Raw genomic sequence first — 16,969 nt, 5'->3', positions numbered from 1 at the left:
TTTATGTTACTACAATTAGAAGAGACCGACTCTACCAATAATTATCTCAAACAACTCCTATCAAAACAGGAAATCGAGGAATGTTCGGTTGTCATTGCTGAAAAACAAACTTCCGGACGAGGTCAAAGAGGTAATAGTTGGGAATCTGAACCGGGCAAAAACTTGACCTTCAGCATAGTCTTATATCCTCATCATATTCCGGCATCTCGACAATTCGCTTTATCACAAATAATTTCTCTGGGGATTATCGATATTTTACAAAAATTTGGTCCCGGTTTTTCTATCAAATGGCCTAATGATATTTACTGGAACGAAAAAAAATTGGTAGGAATACTTATCGAAAATGAGCTCACCGGGCATACATTCAATACGGCCATCGTAGGCATCGGTATCAATGTCAACCAAGAACTTTTTTTATCCACAGCCCCAAATCCTATCTCCCTTAAACAAATTACAGGTAAAGATATCGACCGATACACCTTACTGTCCGACATCTTAAATGCCATAATGAAACGCTATTATCATTACGAAGAAAACAATGATAAAACATTAAATGACAGCTATATGAAATTCCTTTTCAGAAACAACGGCACATATTTTTTCAAAACCGAAAATGAACTATTTAAAGCTTCTATAAAAGGTATCGAAAATGATGGTCACCTGATACTCGAAACCGAAAATGGGGAAGAACGAAAGTACGCATTTAAAGAAGTCTCTTACGTACTTTAGGTTTCAATGCTTCAGCTTTAGAAACTTCCGAACGCTGTACATATATATCATACAAAACTTGTTTTACATAAGGAGTCATACCTTTAGCCGATACTTTCTCCAAATAGTAAGCCGCAGAAGCGAAGTCACTGTCCAATATACTGTCCTTCTCTTTTTTATAAACAGCGTACTGCATACGGTTTGGAGAAGTCAAATCATTAAAATTACGATCCAATGCTTTTAATGCTTCCGAACCTTTCCAATAATAATAATTCCCAAGAAACAAAGAAGCATCAGTATTTTGAGAGTCAAGCTCCAATATCTTTTTATAAATACCCACCGATTCCGCCTCCTTTCCTATCATAAAAAGAGCTTCTCCTTTTACTTTCAATATCGCAATATTATCAGGAACGGCCAGCAATAACTCATCGGCAATAGTCACAATTTCCTCATAATTATTTCTAAATCGATAATAACGAAGCAAATATCCATTTATTATTTTTTTCAACCAAGGTTGTTCCCCCTTCATCAATATCAACATATTCTCATATATCGGAGTATCTTGCATATTCCGAGCCAGACGTTCTACACCTATGAACAGAGAATCAAGAGAAACTCCGTTTTTTTCTGACAGTTCGATATAATGCATTACCGACTGAGAAGCACCAACTTTTGACGACGCAATAATAGATGATACATATAAAGGAAGGTAAGCCGGATTTTCTGTTAGTAACACATCGTACATCATCATAGCCTCATTCCACTCCCTATTATTGAAATGGGTTTCGGCTTTACGGTATAGTTTTTCATTTGTAATACCAGCGGCACAAGACATTACTGTAAAAAAGACGCAAAACAATATAGAAATCCATTTTCCCATATTTCAATTTATCTGAATCACTACGACAAATGTACTAAAAAAGCGACATATCACATTACATTTTTTTACCAGAGCAGAAAAGAATCACTCAAAATAGTTATTTTTGACAAAAAATAACGAGACATAAATTATAAACCATAAAATTGGGATATGAATACAAAATACAAACGCATTTTACTAAAACTGAGTGGAGAATCACTCATGGGAGAAAAGCAATATGGCATTGATGAAAAAAAACTGGCAGAATATGCCGGACAGATAAAAGAAATAGCTGATATGGGTATAGAAATAGGAATCGTTATTGGTGGCGGTAATATATTCCGAGGACTCAGCGGCACCGCCCAAGGTTTCGACCGTGTAAAAGGAGACCAAATGGGAATGCTGGCAACCGTAATAAACAGCTTGGCTCTAAGTTCCGCCCTCAATTCTGCCGGTCAAAAAGCCCGAGTATTTACAGCTATCAACATGTATCCTATCGGTGAATATTATAGTAAATGGAAAGCCATAGAAGCTATGCAACAGGGGGAAATTGCCATTATTTCAGGAGGTACAGGCAATCCCTTCTTTACTACTGATACCGGCTCTGCATTACGTGGAATAGAGATAGAAGCAGAAGTTATGTTAAAAGGTACCCGAGTCGACGGCATATATACGGCCGATCCCGAAAAGGATAAATCGGCTGTAAAATTCGATAAAATAAGTTATGACGAAATTTATAATCGAGGATTAAAGGTTATGGACCTTACTGCGACAACCATGTGTAAGGAAAATCACCTTCCTATTATTGTTTTCGATATGGACACTCCAGGTAATCTCAAAAAAGTAATGTCTGGTGAAAATATCGGAACTTTAGTATATTAATCCACCTTTTTCGATACAAAATGAAACAGCAAGACATAGGAATGGAAATCTTTATGTTTTGCTGTTCTATCCATACAAAAAAAGGCTAAACAACTTCATTAACATATTTGGTGTTTTAACAAATCTATAGTATATTTGTTTTTAGAATTAAAAATCATCAGAAATAGACAAAATTATGGCAGAGGTAAAAGTATATTTAGATGCAGCCGAAGAAAAAATGCAGATGGCTGTTGAATTTCTGGACGATGCATTGGCTCATATACGAGCTGGTAAAGCCAATCCGCGAATTCTCGATGCTGTACGTGTAGAATATTACGGTAGTATTGTACCCATTAGCAATGTGGCAACTATTACTACTCCCGACGCTCGTACTATAACAATTCTCCCTTGGGAAAAATCCATGTTCAAAGAAATAGAAAAGGCCATTATAAACTCCGAAGTAGGAATCATGCCAGAGAATAACGGTGAAATTATCCGTTTAGGGATGCCTCCTTTAACTGAAGAACGCCGTAAAGCTCTTGTAAAACAAGCAAAACAAGAAGCCGAAAATGCTAAAGTGAGTATCCGTAATGCTCGCCGTGACGCAATAGAAAGTCTTAAAAAAGCAATCAAAGAGGGACTACCCGAAGACGTAGAAAAAGACGGTGAAGCCAGCGTTCAGAAACTCCATGACAAATTTGTCAAGAAAGTAGATGATATGTTTGCAGCTAAAGAAAAAGAAATACTTACAGTATAAAAAACAGTAGTTGTTACATATTAAATCCCCTATTTATATTCCTTTAAAGTAACCTTTTACAACTGAGAAATAAATAGGGGATTTATTCTACTTTATAATAGAGTCTCAAATAATCATTTCTATCTTTTTTTCATAATCAACTCAATCTTATCAATATCTGGACCTATCTCTTTTGAATTACTAAAACGAATACAATTCTCACCTTTATTCAGACAGATGGGTATGTCTACATAAGTAAAAATATCATTACCACCCGACGACTTAAAATCAACCGTTTTCAAAAATTTGCTATTTAACGAAAGATCCAAAAATCGCTTTTCCTTCGAACAATAAAATATACGCAATACCGCATCTTGCTTTTCAGGACTATATACATTACGAAACTCTGCCCAATTATCCTGGGCTCCTCCAATTCCTGTCACAACATGTTTTCCCGAAGCACCTCGACGCTCAACTACAAATTTTGTATTTTTTTCCGGATAATAATCATCTTCAAAAAACATATTCATAAAAGCATATTCTCCCTCATAAATAACTGGTGCAAGCCATTTCTGTCCTTCTGCTTTCAACATCACAACTCCATGGGCTGGAACTTTAGTCTCATACTCATTTTTAAAAATCCCTAAGTCTTTATGCTTCCATAAATCCCGAATAGCAACCTCTCCTTCTAAACATAAATCTTTAAAAGCAACTTTCATTGTAGTTTCACTATCCGAAGGATTATACATCGCTATTGCTCGTATCGTACCCCACTTTTCTTGTAATGGCTTAGCAAGAACAATACCTGCCCCGCTATACGCAACTACCTTTGCCTGCATTCCTAATGAATCTTGATTGAGTGCTATAATTTCTTCATTTTTTATAATCTCTAACGATTCGTCCCGAATAGTACGCATATTGCAACCAATCATCAAAGGTGAACTCATTATACACCATATTCCAAAATGAGTACGTTCTTCCTCCAAAGACATCCCCCTATCTATTTCCAGCATATCCATATCGTTATAATGCCCTGAAGATGCATATTGACCAAGATAGAGATTTTTATTTATGATACTTTTTACCGAATAAAAGTTATTTGTAATATCTGCAAGTATTCTCCATGAATCAGCCATTTTTATGGCCCATGTTCCGGGAAAAGCCCATCGGCATATATTGTATCTGATATCTGTACGACCCGTAGCTTGTATACTCTCATATATAGAAGTATATCTTTCTTTTGGATCTTGGTTGAGCTTATCCCCCCCACAAAAATCAACTTTAATGAAATCAAATCCCCACTCTTTGAAGAATGTATTTATATCTTGTTGCTGATGTCCCCAAAGTCCGACACCGATACCGAACTCATCATTATCCCATATAGACCCGCAAGTATTTGACCCGGCATCACTATAAATCCCAGCTCTCAAACCCTTAGAATGAATATAATCAGCTACAACTTTCATCCCATTAGGAAACCTTTCCGGATGAGCCAATAAATGACCTTTCTCGTCCCGACCTCCAAAAAATCCATCATCTATATTTATATATCGATAACCTACTTTATCTAACCCCTTTTCTATCAGGGCATCAGCACTCCCTTTTATAATGTCTTCACTTATATTTACTCTAAATGTATTCCAACTACTCCATCCCATCATAGGAGGCCGCCCTGACCGAGCTTGAACGCTGGCATGAATCAGCAATAAACTGACTCCGAAAATAAAAAGTTTCTTCAATCTTTGTGTCCTCATAAATCAGATAAACAATAATTTTATACTCCATTACAAAGATACATAATATTCGTTTTCGAATATTAAAACCCTTATTTTTGTTATATATAAAACTTGGAGACAAATAAATAATGTATATTTGTAATTAAATAATACATCCAATAAATGAATGGTCTTGTCATAAAAAATACGGGAAGTTGGTATCTGGTAAAAACAGAGGAAGGAAAATCTATAGAATGTAAAATAAAAGGAAATTTTCGTCTGAAAGGTATTCGCAGTACTAATCCGGTTACCGTAGGTGACCGAGTCAAAATAGAAATGAATAAAGAAGGGACGGCCTTTATCTATGAAATAGAAGAACGTAAGAACTACATTATTCGCCGTTCTTCCAATCTATCGAAAGAGTCTCATATTATAGCTGCCAATATCGACCAGGCATTTCTGGTCATTACAGCCAATTATCCGAAGACGCATACCACGTTTATCGACCGTTTCCTGGCAACAGCAGAAGCTTATCGTATTCCTGTACGACTTATAATAAATAAGACCGATCTATATGATAAGGATGACTGGGAGTTGACCGAAGGTATCCGTTACCTATATACTACTATCGGGTATAATTGCTATCTGGTATCTACCAAAACAGGAGAAGGACTGGAACAAATAAAAGAACTGCTAAAAGGGAAAATTACGCTTTTTTCAGGGAACTCCGGTGTAGGGAAATCAACTTTAATCAATACTATTCTTCCTGGACTGAATCTAAAAACCGGTTCCATTTCGGCATCTTATCATAAAGGAATGCATACTACCACTTTTTCTGAAATGTTCTCTCTTCCTGATGGGGGGTATATCATCGATACTCCGGGAATAAAAGGTTTTGGCACCATTGACTTCTTACCCGAAGAAGTGGCCCACTTCTTTCCGGAAATATTCCAAATATCGCACAATTGCCGTTTCAACAACTGCACCCATCGGCACGAACCGGGTTGTGCTGTACTTGCCGCGTTAGAAGAACATCTCATAAGCGAATCCCGATACAATAGTTACCTTAGTATCATAGATGATAATACTGATGGAAAATATCGCACCGGATATTAAAAACTCCAGGTATTACCCTTTTTCAAAATTCCAAAGGTTTGCCATTATAAAAGTCTAAAACTTTCGAACGGAACAAAAATTCATATCGAGCTTGGACTTGTTCTGAAAGACTTTTCTCATAACGAGTTTTAGCATCGGTATACTCAAAAATAGTAGATTTTCCAGCATCATATTTTTTCTGCTCATATTCAAAAGCAATACGAGCCGCATCGACCGACTTCTGTGATGATGTAAACTTCTTATGAGCTGCAACTGCTGTATAATAAGCTTGTTCTATTTCTTTATATAAATCTGACTTTGCATTTTCCAATGCCAATTGTTGTATTGCAATTTGTACTCGAGCCTGCTTAACCTGATTACGAGTAGTAAAACGATTAAATAAAGGCACAGATAGGGATAAACCGACAGTTTCACTTCCATTATTTTTCATCTGTTCGGAAAAAGGAATATTTCCCTCACTATTCTGATAAGCATGATAGTAGCTGGTTCCATACGAAGCTCCAAAAGATATTGACGGATAGTATCCAGCCTTCGCCTGCTTCAATCCATAACGGCTACTCTCCAAAGCATGCATGGCAGCTTTTATCCCCGGACGATTTTCGACAGAATATTTAAAGGCATCTTTCGGCAATACTAATGATGCAGTCTGATCTATCGTAATAGACTGAATATTTGGAACTTGAATATCAAATCCCTCAACAGTTCCCAAATTCAGCAACTGAGCCAAATCTACCAAAGCCAATGACCATTCATTTTCGGCCTGTGTTACACTCAATTCATCGGTAGCAACTAACGCCCGGCTTTCATACAAAGCTGATTCGGGATTCTTTCCTCCCTCCACCAACTTTTCCGTTTTTTCCAATTGAGACTTACTTAGTGCTAACTGATTCTGAGCAACATCCAATATTTCCTTTTTAAACAACACTTGCAAATAATAAGATGTCACATTCAGAGCTACATCTTCCCTTGCTTTATTCAAATCTTCAATCGAAGCTTTTAAATCCAATCGTGCCCCTTTTACTTGATTATTAATCCGGAATCCAGAAAATACAGGTATCGACGTAGACAGACGAAAAGATGTAGATGCACTTGATTGATCTTCATATACATTATTCCGGTTCAAACTGCGTCCAAAATAAAAATCCTGCCCCGCTCCAGCATTCAAATCCGGTAGACGACTCATCCGTGCCGTATTCAACTTTATTTCATTATTTTCCTTTTCCAGCTGTTTTTGTCTTATTTGTATATTATTTTCCATTGCATAACGAATGCAATTTTCCAAAGACCATTTTGTCTCTTGGGCACAAAGAGAGCAAACAGAACTTATCAAAACAACACTGAGCACCATCTTCTTAAGAAATCTCTCCATATCCCTATTTCTCTATTATTTTATTACCTCGAATACTTTCACTAGATTTCAACCCAGATTTTACTTCAATCTTGATACCGTCGGATAATCCTAACGTCACCGGTGACCGTTTAAATTTTTGAGGACGGCTAAGAGAGTCCTGAAGCACCTGTACAAACGTCGAATCTCCACTAAATTCGACCGCACTTTCCGGAATAGACAGAACTTCTTCCTTGCGTTCCAATATAATTTCCGCATTTGCACTATAACCGGCACGTACAAAAACGGTATCGGGTATAGTAGCTGCAGCCTTTATTTCAAAAAGCACGGCTCCGTTCTCCTCTGTTCCCTTCGGAGATATATATTCAAGGCGTGCATCAAATCGAGCTTCCTTCAATGCGCCTATGATAAGTGTAATAGGCATACCTTCCTTCAGCATTCCTACCTCGGTCTCATCTATCTTGCCTTTAAATATCATATCATTCATATCAGCTATTGTAGCAATTGTAGTACCATCATTAAAATTATTCGACTGTATTACCGAATTACCCACTTTTATAGGCACATCCAATATCATACCATCAATAGTGGAACGTATCTGCGTATTACTGTACTGAGCCGAACGCTTGGCTATACCATCACGAACAATTTCCAGATTATCTTGAGCATTTTGTAACTCTTCTTCAGCTTTTCGATTTTCTACCAATGCCTTCTCATATTCTTCCTTCGATACAACCCCCGAATCAAAAAGTTGCTTGGCTCTATTATAATCCCTTTGTGTTTGTTCCTGACTGATACGAGCCACATTTACACGAGACTCTGCAGAATTCAATGTCCCCATCTCAGGAATCACCTTCACAAGGGCAATGACATCTCCGGCTTTAACTCGTTCCCCTGCCTCCTTATATACTTCTGATACAATACCCGAAATTTGAGGTTTAATCAATACCTCGTCACGAGGCTCCACATTACCTGTAGCCACCGTTTTCTTTTCAATAGTTTCTATCCGGGGCTTTATAATTTCATAAACAATCGCCTCAGGACGAGACTTTTTCCACAAAAATACAAACGTGCCTATCAATAACCCTATAAAGAGCACCAATAAGAAAATCTTTACATACTTCTTCATTTGTCCAATTTTATTCGTATATATATTTTTTCATTCTTCACGGATAGCATCTATAGCTTTTATCTGCAACGCTCGCCAGGCAGGTAGCATACCTGCCAACATTCCTGCAATCAGCAAAACTGCCGTAGCTGCCATTGCTGTCCCAAACGAAATTTGTGGCGAGCGAAAGAACATTGTCTCACTGGGAACACTTTGTAACATCATATCTACCAGTTGTAGCAAACCTACACCTGCAGCGAGCCCAGTAAATCCCGCAACAGAAGTAAGTAACAAACTTTCACCCATAATCTGTATAATAATCGTCCTCGGACGTGCACCCAGTGCCCGACGTATCCCTATCTCCTTTGTACGCTCCTTTACCGTTACAAGCATAATGTTACTTACACCCACAATTCCAGCTAATAGTGTCCCTGTACCTACAATCCAAATTAACCACGAAATACCCGAAAACAGATTATTAAACATTGTAAACTCTTTTTCCACATTCATACTCATTACAGCCTGCAAATCATCCGGAGAAATATGGTTTTGCTTTTTCAACACATCTTTTATCATATCCTCTATCTCCGAAACAGGAGTGCTATCATAAGCCGCTAAAGCAATACAATCGATATTATCTCCTCTACGATAACTCTGTTGCATAGTACTGAACGGAAGTATTATAGACTCCTCTGACCTACCTCCAATTTGTACTTGTGTAACCGGTATATTTACCCCTATTACACTATAAGCGATACCATTTATCTGCAATAACTGTCCCAACGGATTTTCCCCCGGATGGAACATCTCTTCATACACTCGTTTTCCGATTACACACACTTTACGTGCATTCAATATATCTACATTATTGATATAACGGCCATACAACATTGTTTGAGGTTCAATATATTGATAATCGGGCGACAACCCCTTGATAGAGTAAGTTCCATATTTATCACCCCGCATGGTATTTTTTTCGCTCCAAGTTCCAAAAAGAATAGGAGAAATCAACCTTATCTCAGGAAAACTCTGCTTCAACACTTCCATATCTGAAGAATGCAACGACCACCAACGCCCCTTACGGAAACCATCATATGCCACCGTAGTCCGGTTTGTAAAAAAATAACAAGAATTATGCGCAAAATCTTTTATTCCGGACATAATGCCATTCTCAAGCCCCCATCCGGCACCCGACATAATGACCAACATGAATATCCCCCAAAACACCCCAAACGCTGTCAACATGCTTCGCATCTTGTTCCGGGTTATCGTAATCCATATTTCCTGCCACTTATCTATATCAAACATACTGGTTGTCCTCCCATTATTAGATCATTCATTCCGTAATGCCTCGATAGGTTTTATTTTTACCGCTTTACGGGCCGGGAAATAGCCGGCAAGTACTCCGGCAACAATCAATACAGCTGTAGCAGAGACTGCGATCGGTAACTCAACCGTCGGATTCATAAATATGGAACGTCCCATATGTCCCCCACTAACCGATAAGTATGAAGCCACCAATTCGGTAATACCTATACCCGCAATCATACCTATATATCCGAAAAACAAAGTTATTACGATTGACTCGGTAACCACCAATTTCAGAACAGAAGATGGGCGTGCTCCTAAAGCCTTCCGTATACCAAGTTCATGAGTCCGTTCTTTCACGGTTATAAGCATAATATTACTTACACCTACCACTCCAGCAATAAGAGTTCCGATTCCTATAATCCATATAAACAAACTTATACCGTTAAAAATACCTTGGGTTTGTAAATAGTTGGTCAAAATATTCCATATATATACAGCATTATTATCATCCGGAGAAAAATCTTTAATTCGTCCCAGACTCTCCCGGATATTTCGTTCGAGAATCTCATTATCTTTCACTGAACTAACCCCATCAATCAGCATATCAAAACTATCATACGACCATTCAGGATGATAAATAATTTGGATAGTAGATAAAGGCGCATATGCATAAGGAGACTGATTCATATTGTCATCACTATATATGCCCACTACCTGAAACAAAATATTATTCACTTTTATATATTTACCTAAAGGAGGCACATGACGAAACAAAACCTCTGCCGTACGGTCATGTATTACAACGACCTTCCTTGCTTGCAATATATCAGCCTCATTGATAAAACGTCCGTTTCCAGATTTAACTTCAACATTTCTCGACTTAGGAAAATCCGGAGTGACCCCCACCATCGAACTATAAGTATATTCTTTCCCTACCGACAAAGTATCTCCTCTATGCTCTATTACCGGTAATATATATTTGATTTGCTCATGCTGACCTTTCAAATATTCCGGATCTCCCGGTCTGAACTTAATCGAACGATTTTTTGGTAACCCGTTATACGGTATTGATGTTCGACCGGGCCACATCATAAGAGAATTTTTTGCCCGCCAAGAAAACTGGCTCTTAACACCATTCTTCAATCCATTACCTGCAGCCAGTAATATAATCAATATAAATATTCCCCATGCAACCGAAAAACCCGTCAAAAATGTTCTCAGCTTATTCTTTCGTATTGTCCCCCATATTTCCTGCCATATATCCCACATATCACCTTTATTTCATCATTTCTATTTCTCCGATTATCCCATCCTTTATATGGACTATCTTATGGGTTTGCATAGCTATGTCACGTTCATGTGTCACCACTACCAGAGTCATTCCTTCTCGGTTTACTTCTTTCAATAAATCCATTACTTCCTGAGTCGTTTCACTGTCCAATGCCCCTGTAGGCTCATCTGCTAAAATTATCCGAGGTTTCGAAATCAAGGCCCGAGCAATAGCTACCCGCTGCTTTTGTCCTCCCGACATCTCTGAAGGAAGATGGTAGGCATGCTCCCTCAGGCCCATTCGGTCAAGATATTCAAGAGCCAACATATTCCTTTTCTTTCGGGATACATGCTGATAATACAATGGAAGAGCTACATTTTCCATCGCATTTTTAAATGAAATAAGGTTAAACGACTGAAAGATGAAACCTATCATTCGATTCCGATATTCCGCAGCTTTATTTTCTGATAAATTTTTTATCAATACATTATTCAAATAATAATCTCCTGAATCATAATCGTCAAGTATACCCAAAATATTCAATAAAGTAGATTTACCTGAACCGGATGCTCCCATGATCGAAACCAATTCACCTCTCTCTACCTGAAGATTAATTCCCTTTAACACATGTAGCGGCGAACCATTGTAATAAGTCTTATTTATACCTTCTAATCGTATCATAAATAGCAAACTATTCTATATAATAATTAACAGATGATTTTCATATAAAAAAAGCTGTGAAAAAATTTTATATTTAACTTTTTATATTTCTTCTCCACAAATCTAAGAATTATATACTACTTTGTATTACATAGTAGTATAAAAATACAATATTCTAACATAGTTTAACGTTAAGAACTTTTCTTCTATTGAAAAAAAAGTACTAGAGCTCCTATAACTCGTTGTACACTTGTACGTCTAAATTTTACTCGGATCCGGTTTGAAAGTTTCTTTCGAAAATACTTTTTTGTTATAAGAGGAGGATAGCAAGTTATCTGATGGATGAAAACGGGGAAACAATCCGGAAGGAAATACAAAAAAGGTCTGATAATATTTCTTCATTGGAAATGTTAGACTGGCTCCTAAACCGGCTTATAAACTCATTATTTCAATTTAGAATATAAAAAAGAACCGGACAAAAAAATTTATAGTGTATTATTCATACATTATTATTATTTTTGTAAGCTCATGCAATAAAAAATGAAACAATATTTAGATCTATTACAGCGCGTATTAACTGAAGGTACCCCTAAAGAAGACCGGACAGGTACCGGCACAATAAGTATATTCGGACATCAAATGCGGTTCAATATGGACGACGGTTTTCCGATGCTTACGACCAAAAAATTACATTTAAAATCCATCATATACGAATTGCTTTGGTTTCTTCGCGGTGACACCAATATAAAATATTTACAAGAACACGGTGTAAGGATTTGGAACGAATGGGCTGACAATAATGGAGACTTAGGCCATATATATGGTTACCAATGGCGCTCATGGCCCGATTATAACGGTGGATATATCGACCAGATAAAAGAAACGGTAGAGACCATAAAACACAACCCCGATTCGAGACGCATTATTGTCAGTGCATGGAATGTTGCCGACCTTCCAAATATGAAATTGCCTCCCTGCCATGCTTTCTTTCAATTTTATGTAGCCAACAAACGTCTCAGTCTCCAACTTTATCAACGCAGTGCCGACATTTTTCTGGGAGTTCCCTTTAATATTGCATCTTATGCCCTTTTATTACATATGATGGCACAAGTCACAGGACTTAAAGCGGGAGATTTTGTCCATACTCTTGGAGATGCCCATATTTACAAAAACCATCTCGAACAGGTAAAATTACAATTAAGCCGTACACCGCGTTCGTTACCTCAAATAAGAATAAATCCTGAAGTAAAAGATATATTTAATTTCAAATATGAAGATTTTGAAATTATAGGATACGATCCACACCCTCATATAAAAGGAGAAGTGGCTGTATAACCTTTTCTTCATATTATATCTTCATATTATATTATTAACCAAAAATAAAAGACCTATGCCAACAATTTCTTTGATCGCTGCCGTAGCCGAAGATATGGCTATCGGCAAAAATAAAGAGCTTCTATGTGATCTGCCTAATGATATGAAGCACTTTAAAGAACGAACATTAAACCATGCCGTTATCATGGGGCGTCGGACCTTCGAATCTCTTCCTAATGGAGCATTGAAAAATCGGAAAAACCTGATCTTGACAACTGTCCCCGAATCGGTCTATACCGATGCTTTTGCTTGTTATTCTATAGAAGATGCCTTACAACTTTGTGAAACACAAGACGAAGTATTTGTAATCGGAGGAGCTATGGTGTACAAACAGACCATAGACATGGCTAATAAACTTTACATTACGGAAATCCACCATACATTTGAAAATGCAGACAGCTTTTTCCCTGCTATCAATCCGGCTATATGGAAAGAAACAAGTCGAGAGGATCATCCGGCCGATAAACAGCACCCATATGCTTATTCCTTTGTGGTCTACGAACGTATAAAATAAAAATAAAAAGAGGTGTCTCAAAATTAGAATTCAACTATTTTTAAGATACCTCTTTCAACAAATGCTACTACTAAAAGACTATTCGACAGTACTAACAATTACGTTGCCGTCTTTGTCAAAATGTATTTCTGTTTCCGGATTGGTATTCAACTCTATTTCAAATCCATAGTTATGCCGACTCATCTCCGTCATTTCAGCTACCGGAAAATTCTCACTTACATAATTTACTACTTTGATGGGTAAAAGTTCGATTTGCATCTTATAAGGTATAGATGTACCATTTCCGTCTACTGCCTGCCATTCTCCCGACTCAAAAAAACGTACTTCAAATCCGTTAGCCAAATCCACTTTATAGTGAGGTTCTCCCGACTTTTTCTCCACTTTAGTTATAATCACCCCTTCAAAATATGTTTCAATAAATTGTTGTGACAGCTCCGGCAATTTATTATATGAAATTTTTTGGTCATCATCACTACAAGAAATTACCCCCAAAATAATCATTATCAATACTGACACTCGACTGTAAATAATGTTTGTTTTCATTGTATAATTTTTAATCGTAACTCTATTATTAAAATCATAAACCTGTTTAAATTTCTCGAATCCGTCATAAGAAAATACTCAAAAAAATATCAAAAGAAATCTGACCAAAAACTACTTTAGCCTTATCAGAAAATCGATATAAGTTCTATACTCAATAACAAAATATATCCAAAATATTTCATACAATTAAGGTTATTTCAGTAAGAATAGCCAATATTGCTCTAAAGTCTTTATTCTTATCTGTCCAATTAATAATATAATAAAAGGATTATAATATATAAAAAATAGTATTTAACATAAAATAATAGTGTACATATTACACTTATATACACACCTCAAAATAATATATAAACAAATAATACTCAAACATATAACAAATTAACAATTATTTCATTTTATAGTTGATAAACTCATTTTTTCCTATATGTAATACTATTGCCATCTAATTTTATATGTTACAAAACATATTTTTCAAAAACATTTTGTATCTTTGCAATGTTAATAATAGAAAGAAGTAATAATCGTTTACCGAATGGCGGTAAACAAAAAGATGATGAAAATGATGGAAAAAGAAAAAAACTTAATCGCATCTCTGAGATATCAGATTGAGCGATACAAATCAGTAGGTAATGGATTTATGTGTCAACGTTTAAACGCTGAACTCCAAAAACTTATGACAAAGCAGGCTACCTGCTAATAAAAAAATTATTTTATCCTATAATGCTGGACATCATCGCAAATATGTTGCGAAGAGTGTCCATTTTTATTTTATCGCCTTTTATTCTGCACCCTATAAATTCATATACCTATTTTACATTTCCAACCAACTCTCATTTTCTGAATCTCAAATCCACAAAAGCTGATACATTTTTTTTATCCTAAAAGAATATTTATTTTTGTACTCATTTCAAACACAAAAATATCCTTTACATGAAAACACTCTCGATTATCTGTTTCTTTATTTTATCTTTAACGAATAACATTATAGCCCAAGACAAAGAAAAATATCCGTTGGGAGATTATTCAGAATTGACCGATACCAAACCTCACGACAGTAATATTTTCTGGAACAAACAAGCAGCACTGCCACAACTTAAATGGGGCTCTACCGATATACGATATTCCAAACTAAATATTCCTGTCGAAACCAAAGGCTCATTATGGAAAGCCAAGGCATGGAAGGGAGAAAGGATCAACGCTCAAGCTGTCCTATGGAGTGCCAAAGAATTAAAAGATGTTCAAATATCCGTATCAGAATTGACAAACGGGTCTGACATAATACCAACAAGCTCTATTACTACAAATTTCGTCAGATATGTCATGACTGATGAATTGAACAAAGATAAAAAAGGCGGATGTAGCCACCGCCCCAACAAAGCGGAATGGGATTCCTCCCTTGTCGCTGATCCGTTGGACATTGTCAAAATAAGAGATGTACAAGCCCGTTCCACTCAACCGATATGGGTAAATATATGGGTTCCCCAAAACACAAAAACAGGAAAATATAAAGGAACTTTATCCGTTTCAGGAACCAATTTTTCTCCGATGAAACTCAAGATTGAAGTGGAAGTCTTAAACCATACTTTACCGTCTCCCGAAGACTGGAAATTCCATCTTGATTTATGGCAAAACCCTTATGCCGTAGCTCGATACTATCAAGTGCCATTATGGAGTCAAAAGCATTTCGAAGCTATGCGCCCGATTATGAAAAAACTCGCTGATGCTGGGCAAAAAGTCATCACGGCAACCATCATGCACAAACCTTGGAACGGCCAAACTTTAGACCTTTTTAATAGTATGGTTACCAAAATAAAAAAGATTGACGGTACTTGGAGCTATGACTATACGGTCTTTGACAAATGGGTCGATTTCATGATGAATGAAATAGGTATAAATCAGCAAATCAACTGTTATACCCTGATTCCTTGGGCTCTCCAATTCGACTACTATGATCAGGCAACAAATACCATAAAATATATAAATGCCAAACCGGGAGATAAACATTACAGCGACTATTGGGGGAATTTCCTTACTGATTTTTCACGCCACTTGCGCCAAAAAGGCTGGTTCGAAAAAACGACTATCGCTATGGATGAACGAGCTTTAGATGCTATGCAGGAAGCACTAAAAATAATAAAAAAAGCCGACCCGGAATTTAAAGTTTCATTGGCCGGAAACTATCACACTGAAATAGAATCTGATTTATATGACTATTGTCTAGCCTTCGGCCATAATTTCCCAAAAGACACAAAAAACTCCCGTTCACAAAAAAATAAAAAAAGTACTGTATATACATGTTGCACCGAAGCTATACCCAACGTTTTTACTTTCTCCCCTCCTGCAGAAGCAACGTGGCTTGGATGGCATGTTGCTGCCGGAAATTACGATGGATACCTACGATGGGCCTATAACAGTTGGCCTGAAGATCCCCTGAGAGATTCCCGATTTCATACATGGGCTGCCGGTGATTGTTTCCTGATATATCCGGGATTTCGTAGCAGTATCCGTATGGAACGACTTATCGAAGGGATACAAGATTGTGAGAAAATATGGATATTGCAGAAAAAAATAACTAATAAAAAACAGCTCGAAAAACTCAATAAAATCGTTTCACAATTCACCCCGGAAGGCCTTACCCAAAAAGAAGTAACTCAAATGGTCAATGAAGCGCGTAAAGTATTAAATTCATTCTAAAAAATTTATAAGGAATCTGCTTAAATTTCACTCAAGTCAATTTAAGGAATTTTTTTTAAGAACGTTTTCTTGTTTTTATACATCAAAATGGCTACAAACCATTTTGATGTATAAAAACAAGAAAACAAACCGAGAGAAAACGCAAAAATAGC

Annotated in this window: 15 protein-coding genes; 7 read left to right on the top strand and 8 right to left on the bottom strand. The window is 36.7% G+C overall.

The features are described 5' to 3' along the window. The first annotated feature begins 3 nt into the window (after nucleotides 1-3). On the top strand, nucleotides 4-729 hold the full coding sequence (locus Cop2CBH44_RS15120; RefSeq protein WP_021930963.1) for a biotin--[acetyl-CoA-carboxylase] ligase: 726 nt from the start codon (nucleotides 4-6) through the stop codon (nucleotides 727-729). Here Cop2CBH44_RS15120 and Cop2CBH44_RS15115 read toward each other — a convergent pair. Beyond that, nucleotides 704-1,588 carry a tetratricopeptide repeat protein gene (locus Cop2CBH44_RS15115; protein WP_200755143.1) on the bottom strand — a complete coding sequence of 295 codons (885 nt, stop codon included), beginning with the start codon at nucleotides 1,586-1,588 and terminating at the stop codon, nucleotides 704-706. The two genes, Cop2CBH44_RS15120 and Cop2CBH44_RS15115, sit on opposite strands and share 26 nt — an antisense overlap. A gap of 150 nt (nucleotides 1,589-1,738) precedes the next feature. Here Cop2CBH44_RS15115 and pyrH point away from each other — a divergent pair, with 150 nt between their 5' ends. Then, nucleotides 1,739-2,449 carry a UMP kinase gene (pyrH, locus tag Cop2CBH44_RS15110; protein WP_200755142.1) on the top strand — a complete coding sequence of 237 codons (711 nt, stop codon included), beginning with the start codon at nucleotides 1,739-1,741 and terminating at the stop codon, nucleotides 2,447-2,449. Between the two features lie 175 nt (nucleotides 2,450-2,624). Then, nucleotides 2,625-3,185, top strand: a complete 561-nt coding sequence (frr, locus tag Cop2CBH44_RS15105) for a ribosome recycling factor (RefSeq protein WP_021930966.1) — start codon at nucleotides 2,625-2,627, stop codon at nucleotides 3,183-3,185. Nucleotides 3,186-3,304: 119 nt separating this feature from the next. Here frr and Cop2CBH44_RS15100 read toward each other — a convergent pair whose 3' ends face one another. Next, nucleotides 3,305-4,918 carry an alpha-galactosidase D gene (locus Cop2CBH44_RS15100; RefSeq protein ID WP_200755141.1) on the bottom strand — a complete coding sequence of 538 codons (1,614 nt, stop codon included), beginning with the start codon at nucleotides 4,916-4,918 and terminating at the stop codon, nucleotides 3,305-3,307. 144 nt (nucleotides 4,919-5,062) lie between these two features. Between Cop2CBH44_RS15100 and rsgA the strand changes: the two genes are divergently transcribed. Further along, a complete protein-coding gene (rsgA, locus tag Cop2CBH44_RS15095; protein ID WP_021930968.1) occupies nucleotides 5,063-5,995 on the top strand; it encodes a ribosome small subunit-dependent GTPase A in 933 nt (310 codons plus the stop codon). Nucleotides 5,996-6,017: 22 nt separating this feature from the next. On the opposite strand, the gene Cop2CBH44_RS15090 is transcribed toward rsgA, so the two are convergent. Genes Cop2CBH44_RS15090 through Cop2CBH44_RS15070 form a run of 5 tightly spaced genes read right to left on the bottom strand, consistent with a single transcriptional unit; the run spans nucleotide 6,018 to nucleotide 11,713 of the window. Further along, nucleotides 6,018-7,364, bottom strand: a complete 1,347-nt coding sequence (locus Cop2CBH44_RS15090; protein WP_200755140.1) for a TolC family protein — start codon at nucleotides 7,362-7,364, stop codon at nucleotides 6,018-6,020. 4 nt (nucleotides 7,365-7,368) lie between these two features. Then, nucleotides 7,369-8,472 carry an efflux RND transporter periplasmic adaptor subunit gene (locus Cop2CBH44_RS15085; RefSeq protein ID WP_021930970.1) on the bottom strand — a complete coding sequence of 368 codons (1,104 nt, stop codon included), beginning with the start codon at nucleotides 8,470-8,472 and terminating at the stop codon, nucleotides 7,369-7,371. 30 nt (nucleotides 8,473-8,502) lie between these two features. Next, nucleotides 8,503-9,759, bottom strand: coding sequence for an ABC transporter permease (locus Cop2CBH44_RS15080; RefSeq protein WP_200755139.1), 1,257 nt, complete (start codon nucleotides 9,757-9,759; stop codon nucleotides 8,503-8,505). A 24-nt stretch (nucleotides 9,760-9,783) separates the two neighbouring features. Beyond that, entirely contained in the window at nucleotides 9,784-11,031 is a 1,248-nt protein-coding gene (locus Cop2CBH44_RS15075; protein ID WP_200755138.1) for an ABC transporter permease, read from the bottom strand. Between the two features lie 7 nt (nucleotides 11,032-11,038). Then, nucleotides 11,039-11,713, bottom strand: coding sequence for an ABC transporter ATP-binding protein (locus Cop2CBH44_RS15070; RefSeq protein WP_021930973.1), 675 nt, complete (start codon nucleotides 11,711-11,713; stop codon nucleotides 11,039-11,041). 519 nt (nucleotides 11,714-12,232) lie between these two features. Here Cop2CBH44_RS15070 and Cop2CBH44_RS15065 point away from each other — a divergent pair. Beyond that, nucleotides 12,233-13,027, top strand: a complete 795-nt coding sequence (locus Cop2CBH44_RS15065; protein ID WP_200755137.1) for a thymidylate synthase — start codon at nucleotides 12,233-12,235, stop codon at nucleotides 13,025-13,027. 55 nt (nucleotides 13,028-13,082) lie between these two features. Continuing rightward, nucleotides 13,083-13,580: a dihydrofolate reductase gene (locus Cop2CBH44_RS15060; RefSeq protein ID WP_021930975.1), complete on the top strand. Its 498-nt coding sequence runs from the start codon at nucleotides 13,083-13,085 to the stop codon at nucleotides 13,578-13,580. Nucleotides 13,581-13,658: 78 nt separating this feature from the next. On the opposite strand, the gene Cop2CBH44_RS15055 is transcribed toward Cop2CBH44_RS15060, so the two are convergent. Then, a complete protein-coding gene (locus Cop2CBH44_RS15055; RefSeq protein ID WP_021930976.1) occupies nucleotides 13,659-14,123 on the bottom strand; it encodes a PepSY-like domain-containing protein in 465 nt (154 codons plus the stop codon). A gap of 930 nt (nucleotides 14,124-15,053) precedes the next feature. Here Cop2CBH44_RS15055 and Cop2CBH44_RS15050 point away from each other — a divergent pair. Then, a complete protein-coding gene (locus tag Cop2CBH44_RS15050) occupies nucleotides 15,054-16,817 on the top strand; it encodes a DUF4091 domain-containing protein (protein WP_021930977.1) in 1,764 nt (587 codons plus the stop codon). Nucleotides 16,818-16,969: the final 152 nt, after the last annotated feature.

Source organism: Coprobacter secundus subsp. similis (assembly GCF_015097275.1).
Classification (GTDB): Bacteria; Bacteroidota; Bacteroidia; order Bacteroidales; family Coprobacteraceae; genus Coprobacter; species Coprobacter secundus.
Note: the sequence above shows the minus strand (reverse complement) of the source record. Positions and strands in the feature narration are given on the sequence as shown.